Genomic DNA, 19,828 nt, shown 5'->3' with positions numbered 1-19,828 from the left:
CTGCAGACTTCAGCCCCCTGTTGCAATTGCGCCAAGTGCGTCTGCAAAACCATATTGGTATCTTTATAGAGAGTCGATCTCTTGCCTTGATCCCAGTGCCTGCAGGCCTGATCGATATGCCCGGCTCCGACCGTTAAGTCCAGGGAATGAAAGGGCACGCACGCCAATGGCCAGCAGTCCGGCACTGACGCCACAAGCGATGCGGTCTATTCGGCCGGGCGTCGCCTGTTGGTGAGCCATGCACGCATATCGTCAAATGCCGGTATGCCGGAAACCAATACCAGCAGGCAAGCCAAGGGTACCGTCGCGATATAGCCAATATGATTAAACCCCCAGGCCCCCATTGTGCCGCCAGCAAAAAAAGCAATCAGCAACGCACAATGCAGACGCAGGCGAGCCCGATCTGCCACCACAAAATGGCTGTCTTCCCGCACGCGTCCCCGGTTCCAATAGAACAGCTTACCCAGCTCAATGCCGATATCGGTAACGATTCCCGTCACATGGGTGGTTCGGATAACGGAACGGGAAAGCTTGGTGATCAACGCATTCTGCAAGCCCATGAGAAACGACAGAATCATGACTGTGATCGGCACAAATAGACCGTGCATCTGGGCAAGCCGGGCCCCCAGTACGCCGAAACACAGCAGCAACACCGCTTCCAGTAAAAGTGGCAAGGCATACTCGCTGCGCATTTGGTGCACCCTGGCGTAATTGACCATGATGGTGGTGCAAATGCTTCCGCACAGAAAACAGATCAATGCAGCCAAACCAGCCAGGACCAGCTCGTACGCGCCCAGAATCAACTGATCAGCCATGGTCGAAACAATACCGGTCATGTGCGAGGTGTATTGATGAACCGCCAGAAATCCACCGGCATTGATTGCGCCGGCCACAAAGGCCAGCAGTGTGCCGATCTGTTTATCGGCTTTCTGTGTGCGAACAGAATCGGTCAGCGTTCGGGTATATCTGAGTGGCATATAGGTGACGGCCCGGTTGTACAGGCTAGCGTGAAAAGGACATCGATCATTTTATTGTTTGCACCTATTATATGCCGTTTGCAGAACAATGGCGCGAACCATGATCGGACCACGCAGACTGGCGCTTCTCAGACAGCGGCAGCCACTTGATAAAGCCCCAGTACGATCAGACTGCAAAAGAAAACCTTCTTGAAATGGGCCACTGGCAACCTTTGCCTGAGCGATTGCCCCAATGACATACCCATCAGTGCCGGGATCAGCATCAGCAGTGAGACCCCTGCGGCGCCAGGGGCATAGCTGTGGTTGAGCCACAGCCCTAGGGCCAATGCAATAGTTGAAACACTAAAGGACACTCCCATCGCCTGAATCAGGCGATCGCGTGACAGTTGCAGCGCCTGCAGATAGGGTACTGCCGGCACAACGAAAACACCGGTTGCCGCGGTAATGAATCCGGTCGCAAAGCCGACCAATGGCCCCATCCAGGTTCGTGCAGCAGGTGAAACCACGATTGAACGCCCGGTCAACCCCCAACATGCATAGGCCACCAGCGCCACCCCAAGGGCGACGCCGGCTGCATCTCCGGCTGGCGCCCCCAACAGCCAGGCTCCCATCATCGTACCGACAAATATCCCAATCTGCATTGTGCCAATACTACGCAATAATGGAGGCACGGCATCAAAGGGCCGCATTTGCCAGATATTGGTCAACAGCGACGGGATCACCAGCAATGCCGCGGCCTGCGCCGGCGACATCAACAATGCCAGCAACGCCATGGAAATGGTGGGCAATCCCAGCCCCACAACGCCCTTGACTGCGCCGGCAAGGATGAACACGGTTGTCACCAGCACCAGTGTGCCGACTGAATAGGCGCCACTTGCGTTGAAGATAGAAAAATGCTCGGTGAAAAAGTCCATGGATTTGCGCGCCATAAAAAGTGTGAGCATGTGCTCAATTGGAAATCTGCATAAGGAAATACCTTAAGCTGGTCGTGAGAACATGGACTCGTCTACAACCAGTGCCTACGACCATTGCCGAATATTTTGCCGGCCTCCCAGGGACAAAATCGCAACATACCCCTATTGTAGGGGCTGGTCAAAAAGCTGAAAATCAGGAAATGTCGATTACAGATTAAGGAATTTCCATAATCAGCCTGTTATACTGCGACCATGCGCTTTGACCTGACCGACCTTCGCCTGTTCCTGAGCGTGCACGAATCGGGCACCATTACCGAAGCTGCACGCCGCTGCCATATCACCACGGCATCGGCCAGTGAGCGCATAAAGGGAATGGAAGACGTGCTGGGCGTGCTGCTGCTCAATCGCAGCCACAGAGGCGTGCAACTGACGCCTGCCGGGCGCACGCTGCTGCATCACGCCAGCGTTGTTGTGCAGCAAATGGAACGCATGCACGGCGACCTGGGGCAGTACAGCAGCGGGATCAAAGGACATGTCAGGCTGTTGGGCAACACATCGGCCTGCAACGAGCACCTGCCGGCGTTGCTGGGCACCTTCCTGAAGCGTCACCCTGATATTTCAATCGATTTGGAGGAACGCACCAGTACTGATATTGCTGATCTGATCCGCCAGGGCATGGCCGATATCGGGCTGGTTGCCGATTCGGCTGATCTGCACGACCTTCAACTTTTCCCGGTAGGCGCAGACCGACTTGTTGTTATTACCGGGCCCGAGTATCCTGAAGCCATTGCAAATCCGGCCAGTCTTGCCCAGATCAGCCATCTGGACTTTGCCGGACTGGTGGCAGGCAGCGCCTTGCAGGAGCACATTGCAGCGCACGGTCGCCAGGCGGGCAGGCATCTGCATTACCGGGTGCGGGTACGCAGCATCGACGCAGTCTGCAGAATGGTAGGCAATGGGGTCGGGATTGCCATTGTGCCGCTGGCTGCTGCCAAACGCCACCGTCGGGCACAGCAATTGAATATCATTGCACTTTCTGACGCCTGGGCCTGCCGCAATCTGGTGCTATGCGTACGGGACAGCGAACAATTACCAGCCTATGTAACGGCGCTGATGCAACATATTCTGGCTCCTGAATAAAACACGGATGCATCCGGCCCCTTCTTGCCTCAAAGGATCGCGCGCATGAAACCACACAATACTGATTCTGCAGATACAACGCCCGCGCAACAGGACCCGCACTGGGAGATTGATGGCGCAGCCATGTACCGCGCCGCCAGCTTTGCCGTGGCGCTACCTTCGTTCATGATCGGCACCGCCCTGTTCATGCTGGGGTTTTCATTGTCAAACCCTACGGTGCTGCATATCGCCTGCATTCTGTACAGCCTGTCCTTTGCAGGTTTCACCAGCCGCTTTATCGTGGGCCAGCGGCCCTGGCTTAGTGCCCCCCCTTACATTGCATGCATCGCCGCAGCCGGACTGGCTTTCTATGCGGTGACCAGACTGGGGCTGCTGCTGGTTCGCTGATCCTGCCGGGTGCCGGACCTGCTCAAACCGCCTTTACGGAGCACATTCGCTTCACCCTTGCGCCCAAAGATGCAAACTTGACATTTGTTAAATTGTGCTTTGGGAGCCATCCCCCTACAATGGCATTAACTCATTGCTTTTGGGTGAACTCGCCAGCTATTGCAGCTGGCTTTTTTTTGCCCTGCGTTTATGCTCCCGTATCCAGCTTCTGTATTCAACATAGGTACTTGTGGATATCAAGCAACATATACTGGTTTTCACCGAATGCATCAACTTGTAATAAAAGTGTAAAATCGGTATGTATTCACGTGGAGATGAGTATGAACGCAGCATACCAACAGGTCCATATCGGCCTGATCCGAAAGGCAGTGACCAAGTATAAACTGGCCCGCTCCAGCGGCAACAGGAACGTGGCAAAAGGTTACATGCTTCAGGTTCGCGATTTGATTCGCGCCTTCAAGGCTGGCACATAAGCAGCCTTCTAAGTAATTCGCCAGGCATCGCAGTACCGGACGCCTGTGATCTTCGTACCGCTGTCGCCTGCGTATTGCATTTACTTGCCATCACTGTCAGCACCGTCTTCGCTGTCTTCTTACCCCGCCTGTCCCCAACCTGGACTCTCCCTCAATTGCGTTCATTGAACCCTTAGTGCTGCCCTTGCCTGCGTATGTACAATCTATGCTGAGCCTCAAAAGCATCGGACCTATAGTGTGTTTTACCCTTGCCCCCCGGAAAGCATGGTCATATCCACCATAAAAGCCACTGACAGTGGCAACCCAACAGAAGCATAAAAGAGAAAAATCCTGAAGTGATCCCCAGGCAGAAAAACAGTCCTCCAAACCAGAGAGGCCATCACCTTGCCAGACGCCCCCTTGCAAATCGATCAACGACATCGATGCGCCCCACGCCTGGCCACTGCACTGGCCATCGAATCCTCTCCTATAATCGAACTGGGGAGACATTCTGTCTTGATTAATCATTCACTAATGACCAGTCATGGATAACAACATACAGCAACGAATAACAGCCAGCTTCAACAAACAGGGATTGATGCATACCCTGGGCGCCAGATTGACGCTGATACAGGAAGCAGAGGTGCACATCACATTGCCATTTTCAACGCACCTGTCGCAGCAGCATGGCTATTTGCATGCCGGCGCCGTCACCAGCATTGTCGACAGCGCTTGCGGTTATGCCGCCCTGACCATGGCGCCGGCCGGATATGAAGTTGTGACTGCGGAGTTTAAAATCAATCTGCTACGCCCGGCGCTTGGCCCGGCCTTTATCGCAATCGGAAAAGTACAGAATGCGGGCAGACTGCTGACCGTTTGCACGGGAGAAGTCCACAAGCTGGACGACAACGGCAGCGTTGGCAAAACCGTTGCGTTGATCCAGGCCACCATTGTGAATGTTGCCCATAACGGTTGAGACGAAGGACCTTTGCCATGCCGCAGCCAATTCAGATAATCACAACCGATGGATACCAGCTGCAGGCGAACTTGTGGCGCTTTGCGCAGATCAATTCGCACCGCCCCGTGGTCATCATCAATAGCGCCACATCAGTACGCTGTCGGTACTACGACAGGTTTGCCCAGGCATTGCACGCACGGGGCTGCACAGTGCTGACCTATGACTATCGCGGTATCGGCGATTCAAAATACGGTTCATTGCGCGGCCTTGCAGCAGGATGGCTCGATTGGGGCCAGGCGGATTTTGAAGCGGTGCTTCAATATGTCCACACCCATTTTTGCAATTCACCCATCTATGTCGTGGGCCATTCGATTGGCGGATTTCTGATCGGACTGGCGCCATCGTCACATTTGATCAAGCGCATTTTCACCATGGGCGCGCAGTACGCTTACTGGCGCGATTATGCACGACGGTCACGTACCAGCATGTTCCTGCAATGGCATGTCGTCATGCCGCTACTGACAAAGGCATTCGGATTCGTACCGGCCAGGCGCCTGGGGTGGATGGAAGACACGCCCAAAGGCGTGGCTATGGACTGGGCCGGCATGGGCCCACGGTTTGAACGATCTATTGGTCGCAAATACGGCAAAACGGTCGCCGAAATGAGCGTACTGCCGGCGCGCTTTGGGCAAGTGGAGGCATCGGTGCTGGCGCTGGGTGTCAGTGACGATCCCTTTGGCACACCGGCTGCACTGGACCGAGTACTTGACTACTATAGCGGCTGCGAACGATATCACCTGCGAATATCGCCAGCAAGCATTGAACATGAGAGAATCGGGCACTTCGCGTTCTTCCACAGCCGCTTCGTTGACTCGCTGTGGCCAATTGCCTTTGACTGGTTGCTTGAAGAAGTCATTGAACCTGCGCGGGGCACGATCATCAGCCACAGGGATAAACAAGAAGCATACCGAACACCTGACCTGCAATCACGCTGACGGCATCATCGCTGTCCGGATATAGCCACCTTTACCAAAAGCGGCCATAAGCCAAGGCTTTCGTCACGTCACGGTCCCCTTCTCTTCTGATATGATTTACACGACCATGGAACCGTTGTGCGCCCCTGCGCGCATATTGACTCATTGCCAGACGGTTTTACTGCTGTCAGACTGTAGGCACCGTGCCACCATCGATCACATATTCGGTGCCAGTGATTGAGCCCGCTCTGGGCGAGACCAGGAAAGCGATAAGATCAGCCACTTCCTGCGGCTTGGCCGGGCGCCCTAACGGAATCCCGCCAAGCGCGTCCATGATTATTTTTTTCCCGCCGGCATAATCGGTATTGTTGTTTTGCGCCAGGCGACTAGCCAGTTGTGCGGCGGCCTCGGTTTCAATCCAGCCTGGCGATACCCGGATTACCCGCACCCCTTTTGGAGATACTTCTTTTGACAAGCTCTTGCTGTAGGTGGCCAGTGCTGCCTTAGCTGCGGCATAGGCAGTTGTAGCTTCCGGCAATGGCAGTTCGTGCTGAATGGAGGTGACATGAATAATCACGCCTGATCCCTGCTTGATCATGGACGGCAGCAAGGATCGATCAATACGGACAGCTGGCATCAGATTCAGGTTCAGCTCCTGTTGCCAATACTGGTCGTTCAACGCCAGATAACCGCCGGGTGGCGAACTCGATCCGCCGACAACATGAATGAGGAAATCAACACCACCCCATTGTTCCAGTACAGCATCGCATACCGCAGCGCATCCGTCTGGCGTTGCGATATCTGCGGCAATGTAGGATATATTGTCCGGCGCGCGATCGGGCACCTTGCGGGCTGTAGCAATGATGTGTACGCCCAGCTCATGCAGCACGTTGACAACCTCTGCCCCCACACCCGCGGTGCCGCCGGTAACCAGCGCCCGACAGCCTTCGATATTCAGGTCAAAGCTCATGGGGCAATCTCCAGCGAGGCGATTTTATTGTCTTCTAGTACGAAACGATACCGGATATGAATTGGACTGCCTGGAAAATTGCCTTGCAAACGGCTGCTCACGATGATTTGCTGGTCCTGTTCGATCACATCGAAAGGCTCGGACGTATAGACGTATTTTGCAGTCGCTTCAGCGCGCCAGCGCTCAATGGCAGCGCGTCCGTTATACGTTTGCTTTTCATCTATAACGACACCTTGTTCAGTAAAGCAATCGGCGAGCGCCTTGCCGTTATCTCTATCGGCATTGAAATAAGCCAGGATCGGTTCCGGTAAATTGACAGACATTCAAGTTCTCCATGCATGTGGGGTAAACAAAAATCGACAGCTTTAATTTGATTTTTGAAAATACTGGCACTAAACTTACTTTTCAACAAGTACGCACTAAAAAGTAAGTGCTAAAAAGTAAGCACCATTGACCCACAAAGAAATGACCATGAACATAACCCGACCCGCGTATACCGCCGATACAGCAGCCGATGGCGTTGAGCAGGCGATTCGCGTGCTGGAAGGACGCTGGAAACTGCTTATTCTGTTTCGTCTTTTTGGTGGAAGTTTACTGCGTTTTTCCGAACTCGAACGCACACTGCCTGGCATTTCCCAGAAGATGCTGATTCAGCAATTACGCCAATTGGAGACCGACGGCATTGTGCGCCGGATCGATCACCAAGAGGTGCCACCCAAAGTGGAATACGGCCTGACTGAATGGGGCCAGGCGCTGTGCCCTGCCCTGGATTCGCTGCTCAAATGGGCCGAACAGCGTCCCTGAGCGCGGCAGATTGGCAGCACACACGCGCCTTGAGCAAAAACTGAAAAATAGATTCATGCCATTGCCGGATTGCCAGATCGCGATTTGTCATCAATGGTAGCTGTAGCGGCCCCTGCGGGACAAATAAAGAGATAGACAGGCAGATAATTGAAAAATTGACAGGCAATAAAAAACCCGCAGGGCAAAATGCTTGCGGGCTTGATGATATTGTCTGGCCGGTGATAAAGCTTAAAAAGTCTTTGAAAAAAAACTCGAATACTCTACCAGTGCATGACAGATAAAACTGGTAGGCAGTACTGGATTCGAACCAGCGACCTCTACGATGTCAACGTAGCGCTCTAACCAACTGAGCTAACCGCCTTCAAGAAAGAAGAGAATTCTAACACTGTATTGCCTGGCTTGTCCACATTTTTGAACCACAAAGATGAACAATTTAATCAGACTGTCTCAATCACGGGATATGCTCTTCGATTGATAGCCAATGCCGGAGTCGACAGTGCCATAAATCTGGACTTTACTGCCGCTGCGCCCGCTGTCCGCCGCCTTACCAGCGCACCCGCCGAGCAGACCAAAACCCAGGAAAAGGGCCAGAGTGCATATCATCGCTTTCATAAAAATTCCTTGAGCTGCTTAAGTATCAACTGACCCGATACGTTCAGGCGGCAATAATATCCAGTTTGGCAACGGCCAGGGCCAGCGTTTTGGCGCCGGCATCCCTGAATACGATCTCCGCCTGGGCATCTGCGCCCTGCCCGCTTAATCTGATGATGGTTCCATCGCCAAAGCGCGCGTGACGCACGCCCTGGCCAATCCTGTATTGTTTGCCGCTGACACTGACGCCCGAGCTTAAACTGCGCGGCGCCCGCGGCTCTATTCTGCCCGTGGGAGGACGTGCGTGCGCGTCAACATGCAAACGCATGCCCCAGGAAGGCTCGGCCTGCTCGCGCGTACGCGGCGTCAGCCATTTCAGATGATCCTCGGGCAATTCGTCCAGAAAGCGCGATCGCATCGAGTAACGCGTCTGTCCATGCAACATGCGCGCATGTGCCAAACTGATGGTCAGGCGTTCCTTGGCACGGGTAATGGCCACATACATCAGGCGGCGTTCTTCCTGTAGTCCGTCCTCGGCCATCATGCTGTTTTCGTGAGGGAACAGGCCCTCTTCCACACCTGTGATAAAGACCGAATCAAATTCCAGCCCTTTGGCGGCATGAATAGTCATGAGCTGAACGGCATCCTGACCGGCCTGTGCCTGGTTGTCGCCTGCTTCAAGCGAGGCATGGGACAAAAAAAGCGCCAGCGGTGTTGTCTGCTCCTGGGCAAAAGGCGAATCGGGATCGTCAGGTGCTACCGAGCGCTCAACCAGGGCCATGGCGGCCTTGCCATCCAGATTTTCCTCGGCACAGAACGCAGTGGCCGCATTGATAAGCTCACCCAGATTTTCCAGCCGTTCCGCTCCTTCGCGTTCGGCTTCGTAGTGTGTGGTCAAGCCGGAAATGTCATTGACGTGCTTGATCAGTTCCGCAAGCGTCAAGGTTTGCGCCGCTTCGCGCAGCGTTTCGATCAATTTGGCAAAGGCCAGCAGCTTGCCACCACTGCGGCCAGACACTGCCCCCACAGCGTGAATCAGGTTGCACCCAATCTGACGTGCCGAGTCAGTGAGGTTTTCCAGGGTTCTGGCGCCAATACCGCGCGTCGGAAAGTTAACAACGCGCATGAATGAAGTATCATCATCACCGCTGGCTACTAACCTGAGGTAGGCCAGAACATGCTTGATTTCCTGGCGCTCGAAAAAGCGCAGGCCGCCGTATACCTTGTAAGGAATGTGCGCGGAAAAAAGGGCGTGTTCGATGGGCCGCGATTGCGCATTGCTGCGATACAAAACCGCAATTTCACTGCGCATGCGGCCTTCACTGATCTGCGCACGAATTTCGTCCACGACCCACTGGGCTTCCAGCAGATCGGTAGGCTGCTCAACAACTCGAAGCAGCTCGCCTTCTCCCCTGTCGGTCCACAGATTTTTGCCAAGACGCTCCGTATTGTGCTCGATCAGCGCATTGGCGGCATCCAGAATGTGGCCAAAGGAACGGTAGTTCTGTTCCAGCCGGATAATATTGTCGCCGGCATAATCGCGTTCAAAGGTGGACATATTGCCCACGTTGGCGCCACGGAAGGCATAGATGGACTGGTCATCGTCACCCACGGCAAACAGCGACGCATCGCCGCCTGCCAGCAGGCAGAGCCATTTGTATTGCAGTGTATTGGTGTCCTGAAACTCGTCGACCAGAATATATCGAAAACGCCGCTGATAGTGCTCGCGCACCAGGGCATTGCGTGACAACAGCTCATAGGCGCGCAGCAGCAATTCGGCAAAATCGACGACACCCTCGCGCTGGCACTGCTCCTGGTACAACTGATAAATTTCTGCCAATCGCTTGCGATGTGCATCCCACACCTCAACGTGCTCGGGCCGTTCGCCGTTTTCCTTGGCATTATTAATGAAGCGCTGCACGTCCCTGGGCGGAAACTTTTCGTCGTCGATATCATTGGCTTTGATCAGGCGCTTGATAGCTGCCAGCTGATCTGCGATATCCAGGATCTGGAAATTTTGTGGCAAACCGGCATCGCGATAATGAGCGCGCAAGAGCCGGTTGCATAAACCATGAAAAGTGCCGACCCACATGCCGCGGGTGTCCACCGGCAACATGGCCGTCAGGCGTGTGAGCATTTCACGCGCCGCCTTATTGGTAAAGGTAACGGCCAGCACACCGTATGGACTGACTTTTCCATTCTGGATAAGCCAGGCCATGCGGGTGGTTAGAACTTTGGTTTTACCACTACCGGCGCCAGCCAGAACAAGTGTATGCTTACTGGCTGTGGTAACGGCCGCCAGTTGCTCAGGATTTAACTGCCCAATCATGCGGCATAGCGGCGCAGACGGAGAGCAAACTGTTCAAGGCTCTGAATACCGCTTTGCTGCGCATGCTGGCACCACTGTTGCAGGTCACCAAGCAATTGCTCACTGCTAGCAGTGGAGCTTGTCCATACACGATACAGTTCTTCGCGCATATGAACCAGCTTGGCCAGCATCGTGTTTTGCGACAGCATGCTGTCGAGCTCCTGTTTTTCCTGTGGATTCAGGGCCAGATCGGCCTGTCCAAGGCGCGACTGTACTTTCTGCAGCAGTTCACGTTCCTGGTCGCTGGCGCCAGCCTGGGTCAGGCGCTTGATTTCAGACTGGACGGACTGGCGCAACATGCTGGCGTAACGCGCCATGATTTCATAGCGGTGCGTAATCACCCCTTGCAGAGTTTGCTCGGTCACAGAATCGGACTTTTCGCGAACCAGTTTCAGCTTGGGCGCAACCTTCTTGACCTGCGCCAGGCGCAGTGCCTGCAAAATCCGGATATAGCCCCAGCCGATATCGAACTCATACCATTTGCTGGAAAACTTGGCGGACGTACCGTAAGCATGGTGATTGTTGTGCAACTCTTCGCCACCGATGATAATGCCGATGGGGAACAAATTAGTACTGGTATCGGGGCTGGAAAAATTCCGGTATCCGATATAGTGACCCAGACCGTTGACCACGCCGGCGGCCCAGAATGGGATCCATGCCATTTGCACAGCCCACACGGTCAGACCGAGTGCGCCGAACAACAGCAGGTCGATGGCCAGCATAGTGAAAATGCCCAGCGTGGTATGGCGGGAATAGACGTTGCGTTCCATCCAGTCATCGGGCGTGCCGTGACTGAAGCGCTTGACGGTTTCTTCGTTGGCGGCCTCTTCACGATACAGCTCTGCCCCTTTCCACAAGACCCGGTCGATACCGTAAATAATGGGAGAGTGAGGATCGCCTTCACGTTCGCATTTGGCATGGTGCTTGCGGTGGATCGCCACCCACTCACGCGTGACCATCCCTGTGGTCAGCCAGAGCCAGAAGCGGAAGAAATGCGACACGGCCGGATGCAGATCCAGCCCCCGATGAGCCTGACTGCGGTGCAGATAAATCGTTACCGCGGCAATGGTGATGTGCGTAAGCACCAGCGTGACAAGAATCACCTGCCACCAGCCAAGTTGCAAAAAGCCACCGGAAATAAAGTCGAGAATTGTATCCATATACCCTTTAAGGTCTCCTGAGATGCCCAAGATTACCGGGCATTGGCCCGCTGCGGCGGGCAGTGTGCCCTTATTCGGGCAGGATGCTGAGCGATATCAAATCGCGCAGGAATTATAACACTATGATTTAACTAAGAAAAAACTTTATTGCCTTTTTTCTTGATTTTGAGCAAGTTGTGAGCAGAATGTCATTATTCTGACACAGTACCCGCTGCTTTTCTTTAAATATAGCCCTATTTTCAGTCTGCAATGCGCGTTTATACACCGATTGTGTTGCGCAAGGTTACAAACGCACATTCACAGAGAAATTAGCGGGTTTTAACCGCCTATTTCTCTATTTTAAGACCATTTTGACAACAACAGGTTCCCTGCCGCAGCAAATTTATTTACTACGTTCCAGCACAGCGGCAAAAAAGCCGTCGGTGCCGTGAACATCCGGACGCAGCCTGAGATAAGGCGTCGTCATGCCCAGGTCAGGACATCGGTCTCCCAATACCTCCTGAGCGTTGAGCAGCGTGAATTCGGGATGGGCTGCCAGGAAGGCATCAACCTGCTGTTCATTTTCCTGCGGCAGCACGCTGCAGGTGGAGTACACCAGCCGGCCGCCCGGGGCGACACAGCGTGCGGCACTATTGAGAATGCGCGCCTGCAGTTCGGTCAGTTCCTGCACGCTGGCCGGAGACTGGCGCCACTTAAGATCAGGATTGCGGCGCAGTGTACCGACACCGGTACATGGAGCATCAACCAGTACCTTGTCCGCCTTGCCGGCGAGTCGTTTCACACGGGTATCATTTTCGTTCGCTATGGCAATCGGCGTCACATTCGATAGACCGCTACGGGCTATGCGGGGCTTGGCCTTGGCCAGACGCGCGGCCGATACATCGAAGGCATAAAGGCGGCCGGCCGAGCGCATCAACGCGCCCAGCAACAGCGTTTTGCCGCCAGCACCGGCGCAAAAATCAATCACCATATCGCTGCGTTTTGGTCCGACCAGCAGCGCAAGCAACTGACTGCCTTCGTCCTGCACTTCGAGCGAACCGTTTTCGAACAAGGCCCACCGTGAAATCGCCGGCTTGCCGTTGAGCCGAATGCCCCAGGGAGAATACGGCGTCGGCTGAGGATCGAACTCGGCCACCGGTGTATCCTGCAATTGAGCCAACACCGTATCCCTGTCGACCTTGAAGGGATTCACACGCAGATCGAGCGGCGCCTTGGTATTGAGCGCGGCGATCAGGCTTTCGAATTCGTCCAGCTGACTCATATGTTCATATAGCCAGTCGGGCAGGCTGCCGCGTATTTCCGGGGCCAGCGAAGCCGGGTCTATGGTGTCCATGCGCAACAGCCAGCTTTTCTCTTCTTCAGAGAGCTGGCCGGCAATGGTGTCCTTGCCCACCACCGAGGCCAGCCCCAGAATGGCCAGACGCTCCAGTGCTGGCCCTGTGCCGCTTTCGGCGTATTGCCGGTAACGACGCAAATGACGCAGCACATCGAATACAGCCTCGGCCACTTCATTGCGATCATGCCCGCCCAGTGATTTGTTGGCGCGGAACCAGGCAGACAGCACGGCGTCTGCCGGATGTTTCCACTTGAGCACTTCGTTCAGAACGTCGCGGATCTGGCCCAGGCGTGTGGTGTAGATGCCGCGCTGGCGCGCGCCGGGCTGGGGCGAGCGCTGCGTGCGACGGGTGAAATCGGGTTTGACAGAACGACGTCCTGTGTCTTTTCTAGCGGATTTGATTGTCATAATTTTTGCCTGATTGAACGATATGTCAAATGGGGTATATCAATAGTGAAATATCCGGCGCTGATGCAAACGATACCCGTAAACGATATAGGCGGGTATATCAGCTGACATATTCCGTGTCTGCGTAAAACTGCTGTAACGGCAGTTTTTCTGTAAAGCCTACCTTGCCTTGTTCATCCAGAAACACCGCTTTTTGCGCCAGCCAGCGCATGACCTGGGGATAGAGCTTATGCTCCATGACCAGCACCCGCTGGTCCAGACTCTGGACGGTATCGTCAGCCATGACGGGAACGACCGCCTGAGCGATGATGGGGCCCTGGTCCAGCGCGGGAATGACAAAGTGCACGCTGCAGCCATGAACACGCACCCCGGCATTCAGCGCCTGCTGGTGAGTATGCAGTCCCGGAAAGAGCGGCAAGAGTGAAGGATGTATATTGACCAGCCGCCCGGTGTAATGTCGCACGAACTCATCGCTCAGAATGCGCATAAACCCGGCAAGCAGCACCAGATCGGGCTGGTAGCGATCAATGTGTTCGGCCAGCGCCTGATCATATTGAGCACGGGTCTGCCCGCCTGCCGCATCATACACCAGTTGTTCGGTCTGAATACCCTGCGCCCGCGCCCAGGCCAATCCTTCGCTGTTGGCACTATGCGAGATGACGGCACTGATATTGACATTTGTCATTTGGCTTGCGGCATGCACCAAGGCTTTCATATTGGAGCCACGACCGGAAATAAGGATGACGACCCGGGTTACCGCAGGATTTGTTGGTTTCAACTGAACACTTCCGTAATGCTTGCAAGTTTAAAATTGTAAACTGTATAGCGTGAAAAATCCTCTTCAAATCTCCCGTCAGGCTTTTGCCTCGGCTGCCCAAACCGGCAGCGCCCTTACCATTGGCAATTTCGATGGTGTCCACCTGGGCCACCAGCAGTTGCTCTCGCATGTCGTGCAAACCGCAGCCAGCAAGGCGCTGGTGCCTTCAGTCATGACATTTGTGCCCCACCCACGCGAATACTTCGCCCTGCGCGAACAACGCCCCGAGCTAGCACCTACGCGGATTTCAACCCTGCGAGACAAAGTGCGGGCCCTGTCCTGTTGCGGCATCCAGCATGTTCATATCCGGCGCTTTGACCAGGCGTTTGCCCAGCAGACGCCGGAACAGTTCATCGAAGACATCCTGGTGCGCCAGCTGGCAGTCAGGTGGCTTTATGTCGGCGAAGACTTCCGCTTCGGCAGCAAGCGACGCGGCGACATCGCCCTGCTGCGCGATGCCGGCGCACGGTTTGGCTTTGAGGTAGAGACGCTACGCGATGTACTGGATCCTAACGGCATTCGCTACTCCAGTTCTGAATTGCGTCATGCGCTGGCTTACGCAGAGATTGAACGGGCCGGCGAATTTCTTGGCCATCCCTATCAAATCAGCGGGCATGTGGTGCATGGTCGCAAGCTGGGTCGAACTATGGGCTTTCCGACGCTCAATATCCGTGTCATGCCGCGCTGCGCCTTGCGCTCCGGCATCTACGTGGTCAGGGTGGAGGGACTGCAGGCCGGGCCGCTGGCAGGGATCGCCAGTCTTGGCGTGCGCCCGACCGTCGAAGAGGACGGACAAGTCCTGCTGGAAGTGCATATTCTCGATAAAAACGTATCGGCATACGGTAAACTTATTACAATAAGCTTTTTGCACGCCGTGCGGGACGAAGAAAAATTCCCCGATTTACAAACTCTGACTGACGCCATCCGCCACGATGCGGACGTTGCTCGCAACTACTTTGCTGTCCATGGATTATAAGAACACCCTGAATCTGCCTGAAACCCCCTTCCCAATGCGGGGAAACCTGCCAAAACGCGAACCCGGCTGGGTGCTTGAATGGGAGGAAAAGAAAGTGTACCAGGCGATTCGCAAGGCCTGCGCCGGTCGCCCTGCCTATATTTTGCACGACGGCCCGCCGTATGCGAACGGCGATATTCATATAGGTCACGCGGTCAACAAGATTCTCAAGGACATCATTCTCAAAAGCCGCACGATGGCAGGCTTTGACGCGCCTTATGTCCCCGGCTGGGACTGCCACGGCATGCCCATTGAAATCCAGATTGAAAAAAAATATGGCAAGAACCTGCCGGTGGCTGAAGTCCAGTCGAAGGCTCGCGCCTACGCCCTGGAGCAGATTGACCGCCAGCGAGCCGACTTCAAACGGCTGGGTGTACTGGGCGACTGGGAAAACCCCTATCTGACCATGAATTACGGCAATGAAGCCAACGAGTTGCGGGCGCTGGCGCGCATCATGGAAAAAGGCTATGTGTTCCGTGGCCTCAAACCGGTGAACTGGTGCTTTGACTGTGGGTCGGCCCTGGCTGAGGCGGAAGTGGAATATGCCGACCGCAAGGATCCGGCCGTCGACGTGGCCTTCCCCTTTGCCCAGAAAGATAAACTGGCTGCCGCTTTCGGCCTCGATAGTGTAGAGGATGGTGCCGTCGTCATCTGGACCACAACGCCCTGGACAATTCCCTCGAACCAGGCCCTGAACGTGCACCCTGAAGTGCTCTACGCCCTGGTGCGCCTGAACGCGCCGCTGCCTACCGGCCCATTGCTGCTACTGGCCAAGGATCGTGTGCAGGCCTGTCTTGAACACTGGCAGTTGCAGGGCTCGGTCATCGCCGAGTGCGCCGGGCAAGCGCTGGACCACATTGCGTTCCACCACCCGCTGGCCACTGCAGATGCAGGCTATGACCGCCTGTCTCCGATCTATCTGGGTGACTATGTCACGGTAGACACCGGCACCGGTATTGTGCACTCTGCACCCGCCTACGGCGTAGAGGATTTCCAGTCCTGCAAGGCCAATGGCATGCAGGATGCGGACATCATCAGTCCCGTCATGGGCGATGGCAAATATGTGCCTTCCCTGCCTTTGTTCGGCGGCAAGACGATTTGGGAAGCGAATCCGGATATTGTCAAGGCAATGCAGGACGCCGGAACATTGCTGCATGTGGAATCGCTCAAGCACAGCTACATGCACTGCTGGCGTCATAAAACGCCCATTATCTATCGCGCGACCAGCCAGTGGTTTGCCGGCATGGATCGCCAGCCCGATGATCACACTGCCACGCTGCGCGAAAAGGCGCTGGCAGGCATTGACGCCACCGGCTTCTACCCGGCCTGGGGGCGCGCCCGCCTGCATGCCATGATTGCCAATCGTCCCGATTGGACCCTGTCGCGTCAACGCCAATGGGGCGTACCCATGGCGTTTTTCGTCCACAAGGAAACCGGCCAGTTGCATCCGCGCACGGTTGAACTGCTTGAACAAATTGCACAGCGCGTCGAAAAGCAAGGTATTGAAGCGTGGCAGGCGCTGGATCCGGCAGAATTGCTGGGCGAGGACGCCGTGCATTACGAGAAAAACCGCGACACACTGGACGTCTGGTTCGATTCGGGCACCACCCACTTCACGGTCCTGGGCGGCAAGGACAATGCAACCACGGGTTCGCATTCCGATACGCTGCGCTGGCCGGCCGATCTGTACCTGGAAGGGTCGGATCAGCATCGTGGCTGGTTCCATTCGTCGCTACTGACCTCTTCCATGCTGTTTGGCGAGCCACCCTACCGCAATCTGCTGACCCACGGCTTCGTCGTCGACGGCCAGGGACGCAAGATGAGCAAGTCGATGGGCAACGTGATTGCCCCGCAGAAAGTATCCGACTCGCTGGGCGCCGAGATCATCAGGCTGTGGACAGCTTCTACCGATTATTCGGGTGAATTGTCCATTTCGGACCAGATCCTCAAGCGCGTGGTCGAAGGCTATCGCCGTATCCGCAATACCGTGTGTTTCCTGCTGGGCAATCTGAATGATTTCGATGCTGCAAAAGACATGGTGGAAACCGGCAAGCTGTTCGAAGTCGACCAGTATGCGCTGGCGTTAACGCTGGATATGCAAAATGAAGTGACCGCCTATTACGACGAATTCAATTTCCATCCGGCCATGGCGCGCCTGCAGATTTTCTGCTCGGAAGATCTGGGTTCGTTCTATCTGGATACGCTCAAGGACCGCCTGTACGTCACCGATCGCAACAGTCTGGCGCGACGCTCGGCGCAAACGGCCCTGCTGCACATCACGCTGAGTCTGCTCAAGCTGCTGGCGCCTGTGCTGTCCTTTACAGCCGAAGAGGCCTGGCAGGAACTGCAGAAATCAACGCTGAAAAACACTGACAGCGCGAGCACCGTCACGATCTTTACCGAAGTATTCCACACCCTGCCCGAGGTGGCTGATCACGCCGCACTGAGCAAAAAGTGGCAACGTATTTTGCAGATTCGCGCCGACCTGAACAAACAACTGGAAGACGTGCGCAGTGCCGGCCGGATTGGTTCAGCGCTACAGGCCGAAGTGGACGTTTTCGCCGACGGGCTGGACCTGGAGTACCTGCAAAGCCTGAACGACGACCTGCGTTTTGTATTCATCGTATCGCGCGCAACGGTACACGCCGGGGTGCCGGGCGAAGGTGTTAATTTCACCATCACGCCATCCGAGCATCGCAAGTGTGAACGCTGCTGGCATTACCGCGAAGAAGTGGGCACCATTGCAGATCATCCGGATATCTGCTCACGCTGTGACGACAATCTGCATCACGGCGGCGAGGACAGGCACTATGCATAAAGCAGTGCAGCCGGCTGCACGCGCAGTGCCGTATATGATGTGGATCGCACTGGCATTGGTGCTGATCAGCGCAGACCAGATCAGCAAACAGTACTTTGAGCATAATTTCGAGTATCTGCAACGCGTGAACGTGCTGCCGGTCTTCGATTTCATTCTGATCTACAATCAGGGTGCGGCCTTTAGCATGCTGGCAGACGGCGCTGGCTGGCAGCGCTGGTTTTTCATGGTGCTGGGACTGGCTGCATCAGCGTTCATCCTTTATCTGCTGCGCAAACACCGCGAGCAACCGCTTTTTTGCCTGGCACTGGCCCTGATACTGGCCGGCGCCATCGGCAACGTCATAGATAGAACGCTCTACGGGCATGTCATTGATTTTCTGCTGTTTTACTGGAACGACGCCTATTTCCCGGCGTTCAATCTGGCCGACACGTTTATTACCATCGGGGCCGTACTGCTGGTCCTGGATGAACTGCTGCGCTATCTGCGCAACAAAAGGGAGCAACAGACATGAGTCCGCTTTCCGGCAAGCGTATCCTGATCGGCGTCACCGGCGGCATTGCCTGCTACAAGGCGGCAGAGTTGGTACGCCGGCTGCAGGACCACGGTGCGACCATCACCGTTGCCATGACGCATGCGGCAACCCAATTTGTCACGCCCACAACGTTCCAGGCGCTATCAGGCAATCCGGTGTACACCGAAACGCTGGACGAGCGCATGGAAAACAGCATGGCGCACATCAATCTGAGTCGCCAGGCCGATCTGATTCTAATCGTACCGGGCAGCGCCGACTTCATGGCCAAACTGGCTCATGGCCTGGCAGACGATCTGCTGTCAACGGTGTGTCTGGCGCGCGGGCTGTGCCCGCTGGTCGTGGTGCCTGCCATGAATCGGGAAATGTGGGGCCATCCGGCAACGCAACGCAATGCGGCGCAACTGCGCAATGACGGCGTAACGCTCTGGGGGCCGGCCAGCGGCTCGCAGGCCTGCGGCGAAGTGGGCGATGGCCGCATGCTGGAACCTGAACAGATCGTCTTTGAAACACATGCTTTTTTCCAGAGCAAAGCGCTTGCCGGAAAAAATATTCTGGTCACCGCCGGACCGACACAGGAAGATATTGACCCGGTCCGCTTTATCAGCAACCGCTCCTCGGGCAAAATGGGTTATGCAATTGCGCGCGCCGCCTGGGAAGCCGGCGCGCGTGTGACGCTGGTCTCCGGCCCCACCGCACTGGATGCGCCTTACGGCGTTGATTGCATCAATGTGAAAACGGCCCGGCAAATGCATGCCCATGTCATGCAATTGGCGCCAGAGCAGGACATCTTTATCTCTGTAGCGGCCGTGGCAGACTGGCGGATCAGCAATGCGCAAACCCAGAAAGTAAAAAAAACCGGCAGCCAAAGCGGCCTGGACCTGACGCTGACCGAAAATCCGGATATTCTGGCTGAAGTGGCCGCGCTGGCCCTGGGCCCATGGTGCGTTGGTTTTGCCGCTGAAACCGAAAACCTGCACGACTATGCCGAGGCCAAGCGCAAGCGAAAAAAAATCCCCTTGCTGGTAGGCAATCTGGCCCAGGAAACCATGGAGTCGGATCAGTCTCGCATGGTGCTGTTCGACGATCAGGGCAGCCACCCTTTGCCCGTGCTGGACAAGCTGGATGCCGCCCGGCGACTGATCGCCGAGATCGCCAATCGCACCACCAGGTCTGACGCCTCCCCAAGCCATTGATCGCCGGCCCAGGC

The 19,828-nt window shown here is 55.5% G+C and carries 19 protein-coding genes and 1 tRNA gene; 10 read left to right on the top strand and 10 right to left on the bottom strand.

The window, feature by feature from the left end; all coding sequences use genetic code 11:
* Positions 1-206: 206 nt before the first annotated feature.
* Positions 207-977 carry a YoaK family protein gene (locus tag INT32_RS11935; protein ID WP_193088959.1) on the bottom strand — a complete coding sequence of 257 codons (771 nt, stop codon included), beginning with the start codon at positions 975-977 and terminating at the stop codon, positions 207-209.
* A gap of 128 nt (positions 978-1,105) precedes the next feature.
* The gene (locus INT32_RS11930) at positions 1,106-1,906 is read right to left on the bottom strand and encodes a sulfite exporter TauE/SafE family protein (protein ID WP_193089080.1); all 801 of its coding nucleotides are present in this window, start codon (positions 1,904-1,906) and stop codon (positions 1,106-1,108) included.
* A 237-nt stretch (positions 1,907-2,143) separates the two neighbouring features.
* Between INT32_RS11930 and INT32_RS11925 the strand changes: the two genes are divergently transcribed.
* The 5 genes from INT32_RS11925 to INT32_RS11905 all read left to right on the top strand — a co-directional run bounded on the left by INT32_RS11925 (position 2,144) and on the right by INT32_RS11905 (position 5,823).
* Positions 2,144-3,031, top strand: coding sequence for a LysR family transcriptional regulator (locus INT32_RS11925; protein WP_193088958.1), 888 nt, complete (start codon positions 2,144-2,146; stop codon positions 3,029-3,031).
* Between the two features lie 45 nt (positions 3,032-3,076).
* Positions 3,077-3,418 (top strand): hypothetical protein, encoded by a 342-nt coding sequence (locus INT32_RS11920; RefSeq protein WP_193088957.1) that lies wholly within the window; start codon positions 3,077-3,079, stop codon positions 3,416-3,418.
* A gap of 320 nt (positions 3,419-3,738) precedes the next feature.
* Positions 3,739-3,891 carry a hypothetical protein gene (locus INT32_RS11915; protein WP_193088956.1) on the top strand — a complete coding sequence of 51 codons (153 nt, stop codon included), beginning with the start codon at positions 3,739-3,741 and terminating at the stop codon, positions 3,889-3,891.
* Between the two features lie 523 nt (positions 3,892-4,414).
* A complete protein-coding gene (locus tag INT32_RS11910; protein ID WP_193088955.1) occupies positions 4,415-4,846 on the top strand; it encodes a PaaI family thioesterase in 432 nt (143 codons plus the stop codon).
* Positions 4,847-4,863: 17 nt separating this feature from the next.
* Positions 4,864-5,823, top strand: coding sequence for an alpha/beta fold hydrolase (locus INT32_RS11905; RefSeq protein ID WP_193088954.1), 960 nt, complete (start codon positions 4,864-4,866; stop codon positions 5,821-5,823).
* 166 nt (positions 5,824-5,989) lie between these two features.
* Here the strand turns inward: INT32_RS11905 and INT32_RS11900 are convergent, their stop codons facing one another.
* Together INT32_RS11900 and INT32_RS11895 are read right to left on the bottom strand one after the other, a co-directional pair.
* Positions 5,990-6,772 (bottom strand): SDR family oxidoreductase, encoded by a 783-nt coding sequence (locus tag INT32_RS11900; protein WP_193088953.1) that lies wholly within the window; start codon positions 6,770-6,772, stop codon positions 5,990-5,992.
* A complete protein-coding gene (locus INT32_RS11895; protein ID WP_193088952.1) occupies positions 6,769-7,095 on the bottom strand; it encodes a nuclear transport factor 2 family protein in 327 nt (108 codons plus the stop codon). Before INT32_RS11895 ends, INT32_RS11900 begins: the two co-directional genes overlap by 4 nt.
* Before the next feature lie 148 nt (positions 7,096-7,243).
* Here INT32_RS11895 and INT32_RS11890 point away from each other — a divergent pair, with 148 nt between their 5' ends.
* Positions 7,244-7,576 carry a helix-turn-helix domain-containing protein gene (locus tag INT32_RS11890; protein ID WP_193088951.1) on the top strand — a complete coding sequence of 111 codons (333 nt, stop codon included), beginning with the start codon at positions 7,244-7,246 and terminating at the stop codon, positions 7,574-7,576.
* Between the two features lie 284 nt (positions 7,577-7,860).
* Here the strand turns inward: INT32_RS11890 and INT32_RS11885 are convergent.
* The 6 genes from INT32_RS11885 to purN all read right to left on the bottom strand — a co-directional run bounded on the left by INT32_RS11885 (position 7,861) and on the right by purN (position 14,217).
* Positions 7,861-7,937, bottom strand: a tRNA-Val gene (locus INT32_RS11885).
* 86 nt (positions 7,938-8,023) lie between these two features.
* A complete protein-coding gene (locus tag INT32_RS11880; protein ID WP_193088950.1) occupies positions 8,024-8,188 on the bottom strand; it encodes a hypothetical protein in 165 nt (54 codons plus the stop codon).
* Positions 8,189-8,231: 43 nt separating this feature from the next.
* Positions 8,232-10,496 (bottom strand): UvrD-helicase domain-containing protein, encoded by a 2,265-nt coding sequence (locus tag INT32_RS11875; RefSeq protein WP_193088949.1) that lies wholly within the window; start codon positions 10,494-10,496, stop codon positions 8,232-8,234.
* Positions 10,493-11,695: a fatty acid desaturase gene (locus INT32_RS11870; protein ID WP_193088948.1), complete on the bottom strand. Its 1,203-nt coding sequence runs from the start codon at positions 11,693-11,695 to the stop codon at positions 10,493-10,495. Before INT32_RS11870 ends, INT32_RS11875 begins: the two co-directional genes overlap by 4 nt.
* Before the next feature lie 382 nt (positions 11,696-12,077).
* Positions 12,078-13,439 (bottom strand): RsmB/NOP family class I SAM-dependent RNA methyltransferase, encoded by a 1,362-nt coding sequence (locus tag INT32_RS11865; RefSeq protein ID WP_193088947.1) that lies wholly within the window; start codon positions 13,437-13,439, stop codon positions 12,078-12,080.
* Between the two features lie 100 nt (positions 13,440-13,539).
* Positions 13,540-14,217, bottom strand: coding sequence for a phosphoribosylglycinamide formyltransferase (gene purN / locus INT32_RS11860; RefSeq protein WP_226816943.1), 678 nt, complete (start codon positions 14,215-14,217; stop codon positions 13,540-13,542).
* Positions 14,218-14,266: 49 nt separating this feature from the next.
* Here purN and INT32_RS11855 point away from each other — a divergent pair, with 49 nt between their 5' ends.
* The 4 genes from INT32_RS11855 to coaBC are packed head-to-tail and all read left to right on the top strand — an operon-like array spanning position 14,267 to position 19,814.
* Entirely contained in the window at positions 14,267-15,232 is a 966-nt protein-coding gene (locus tag INT32_RS11855) for a bifunctional riboflavin kinase/FAD synthetase (RefSeq protein ID WP_193088946.1), read from the top strand.
* Positions 15,222-18,089 carry an isoleucine--tRNA ligase gene (gene ileS, locus INT32_RS11850; RefSeq protein WP_193088945.1) on the top strand — a complete coding sequence of 956 codons (2,868 nt, stop codon included), beginning with the start codon at positions 15,222-15,224 and terminating at the stop codon, positions 18,087-18,089. Before INT32_RS11855 ends, ileS begins: the two co-directional genes overlap by 11 nt.
* Positions 18,082-18,600: a signal peptidase II gene (gene lspA, locus INT32_RS11845; RefSeq protein WP_193088944.1), complete on the top strand. Its 519-nt coding sequence runs from the start codon at positions 18,082-18,084 to the stop codon at positions 18,598-18,600. Before ileS ends, lspA begins: the two co-directional genes overlap by 8 nt.
* Complete coding sequence (gene coaBC, locus INT32_RS11840) at positions 18,597-19,814, top strand: bifunctional phosphopantothenoylcysteine decarboxylase/phosphopantothenate--cysteine ligase CoaBC (RefSeq protein WP_193088943.1); 1,218 nt, start codon at positions 18,597-18,599, stop codon at positions 19,812-19,814. Before lspA ends, coaBC begins: the two co-directional genes overlap by 4 nt.
* The last annotated feature ends 14 nt before the right edge of the window (positions 19,815-19,828 follow it).

Source organism: Advenella sp. FME57 (assembly GCF_014897675.1).
In the GTDB taxonomy this organism is placed as follows: Bacteria; Pseudomonadota; Gammaproteobacteria; order Burkholderiales; family Burkholderiaceae_B; genus Advenella.
The sequence above is the reverse complement of the archived record's forward strand: the minus strand, read 5'-3'. Positions and strand labels throughout refer to the sequence as shown.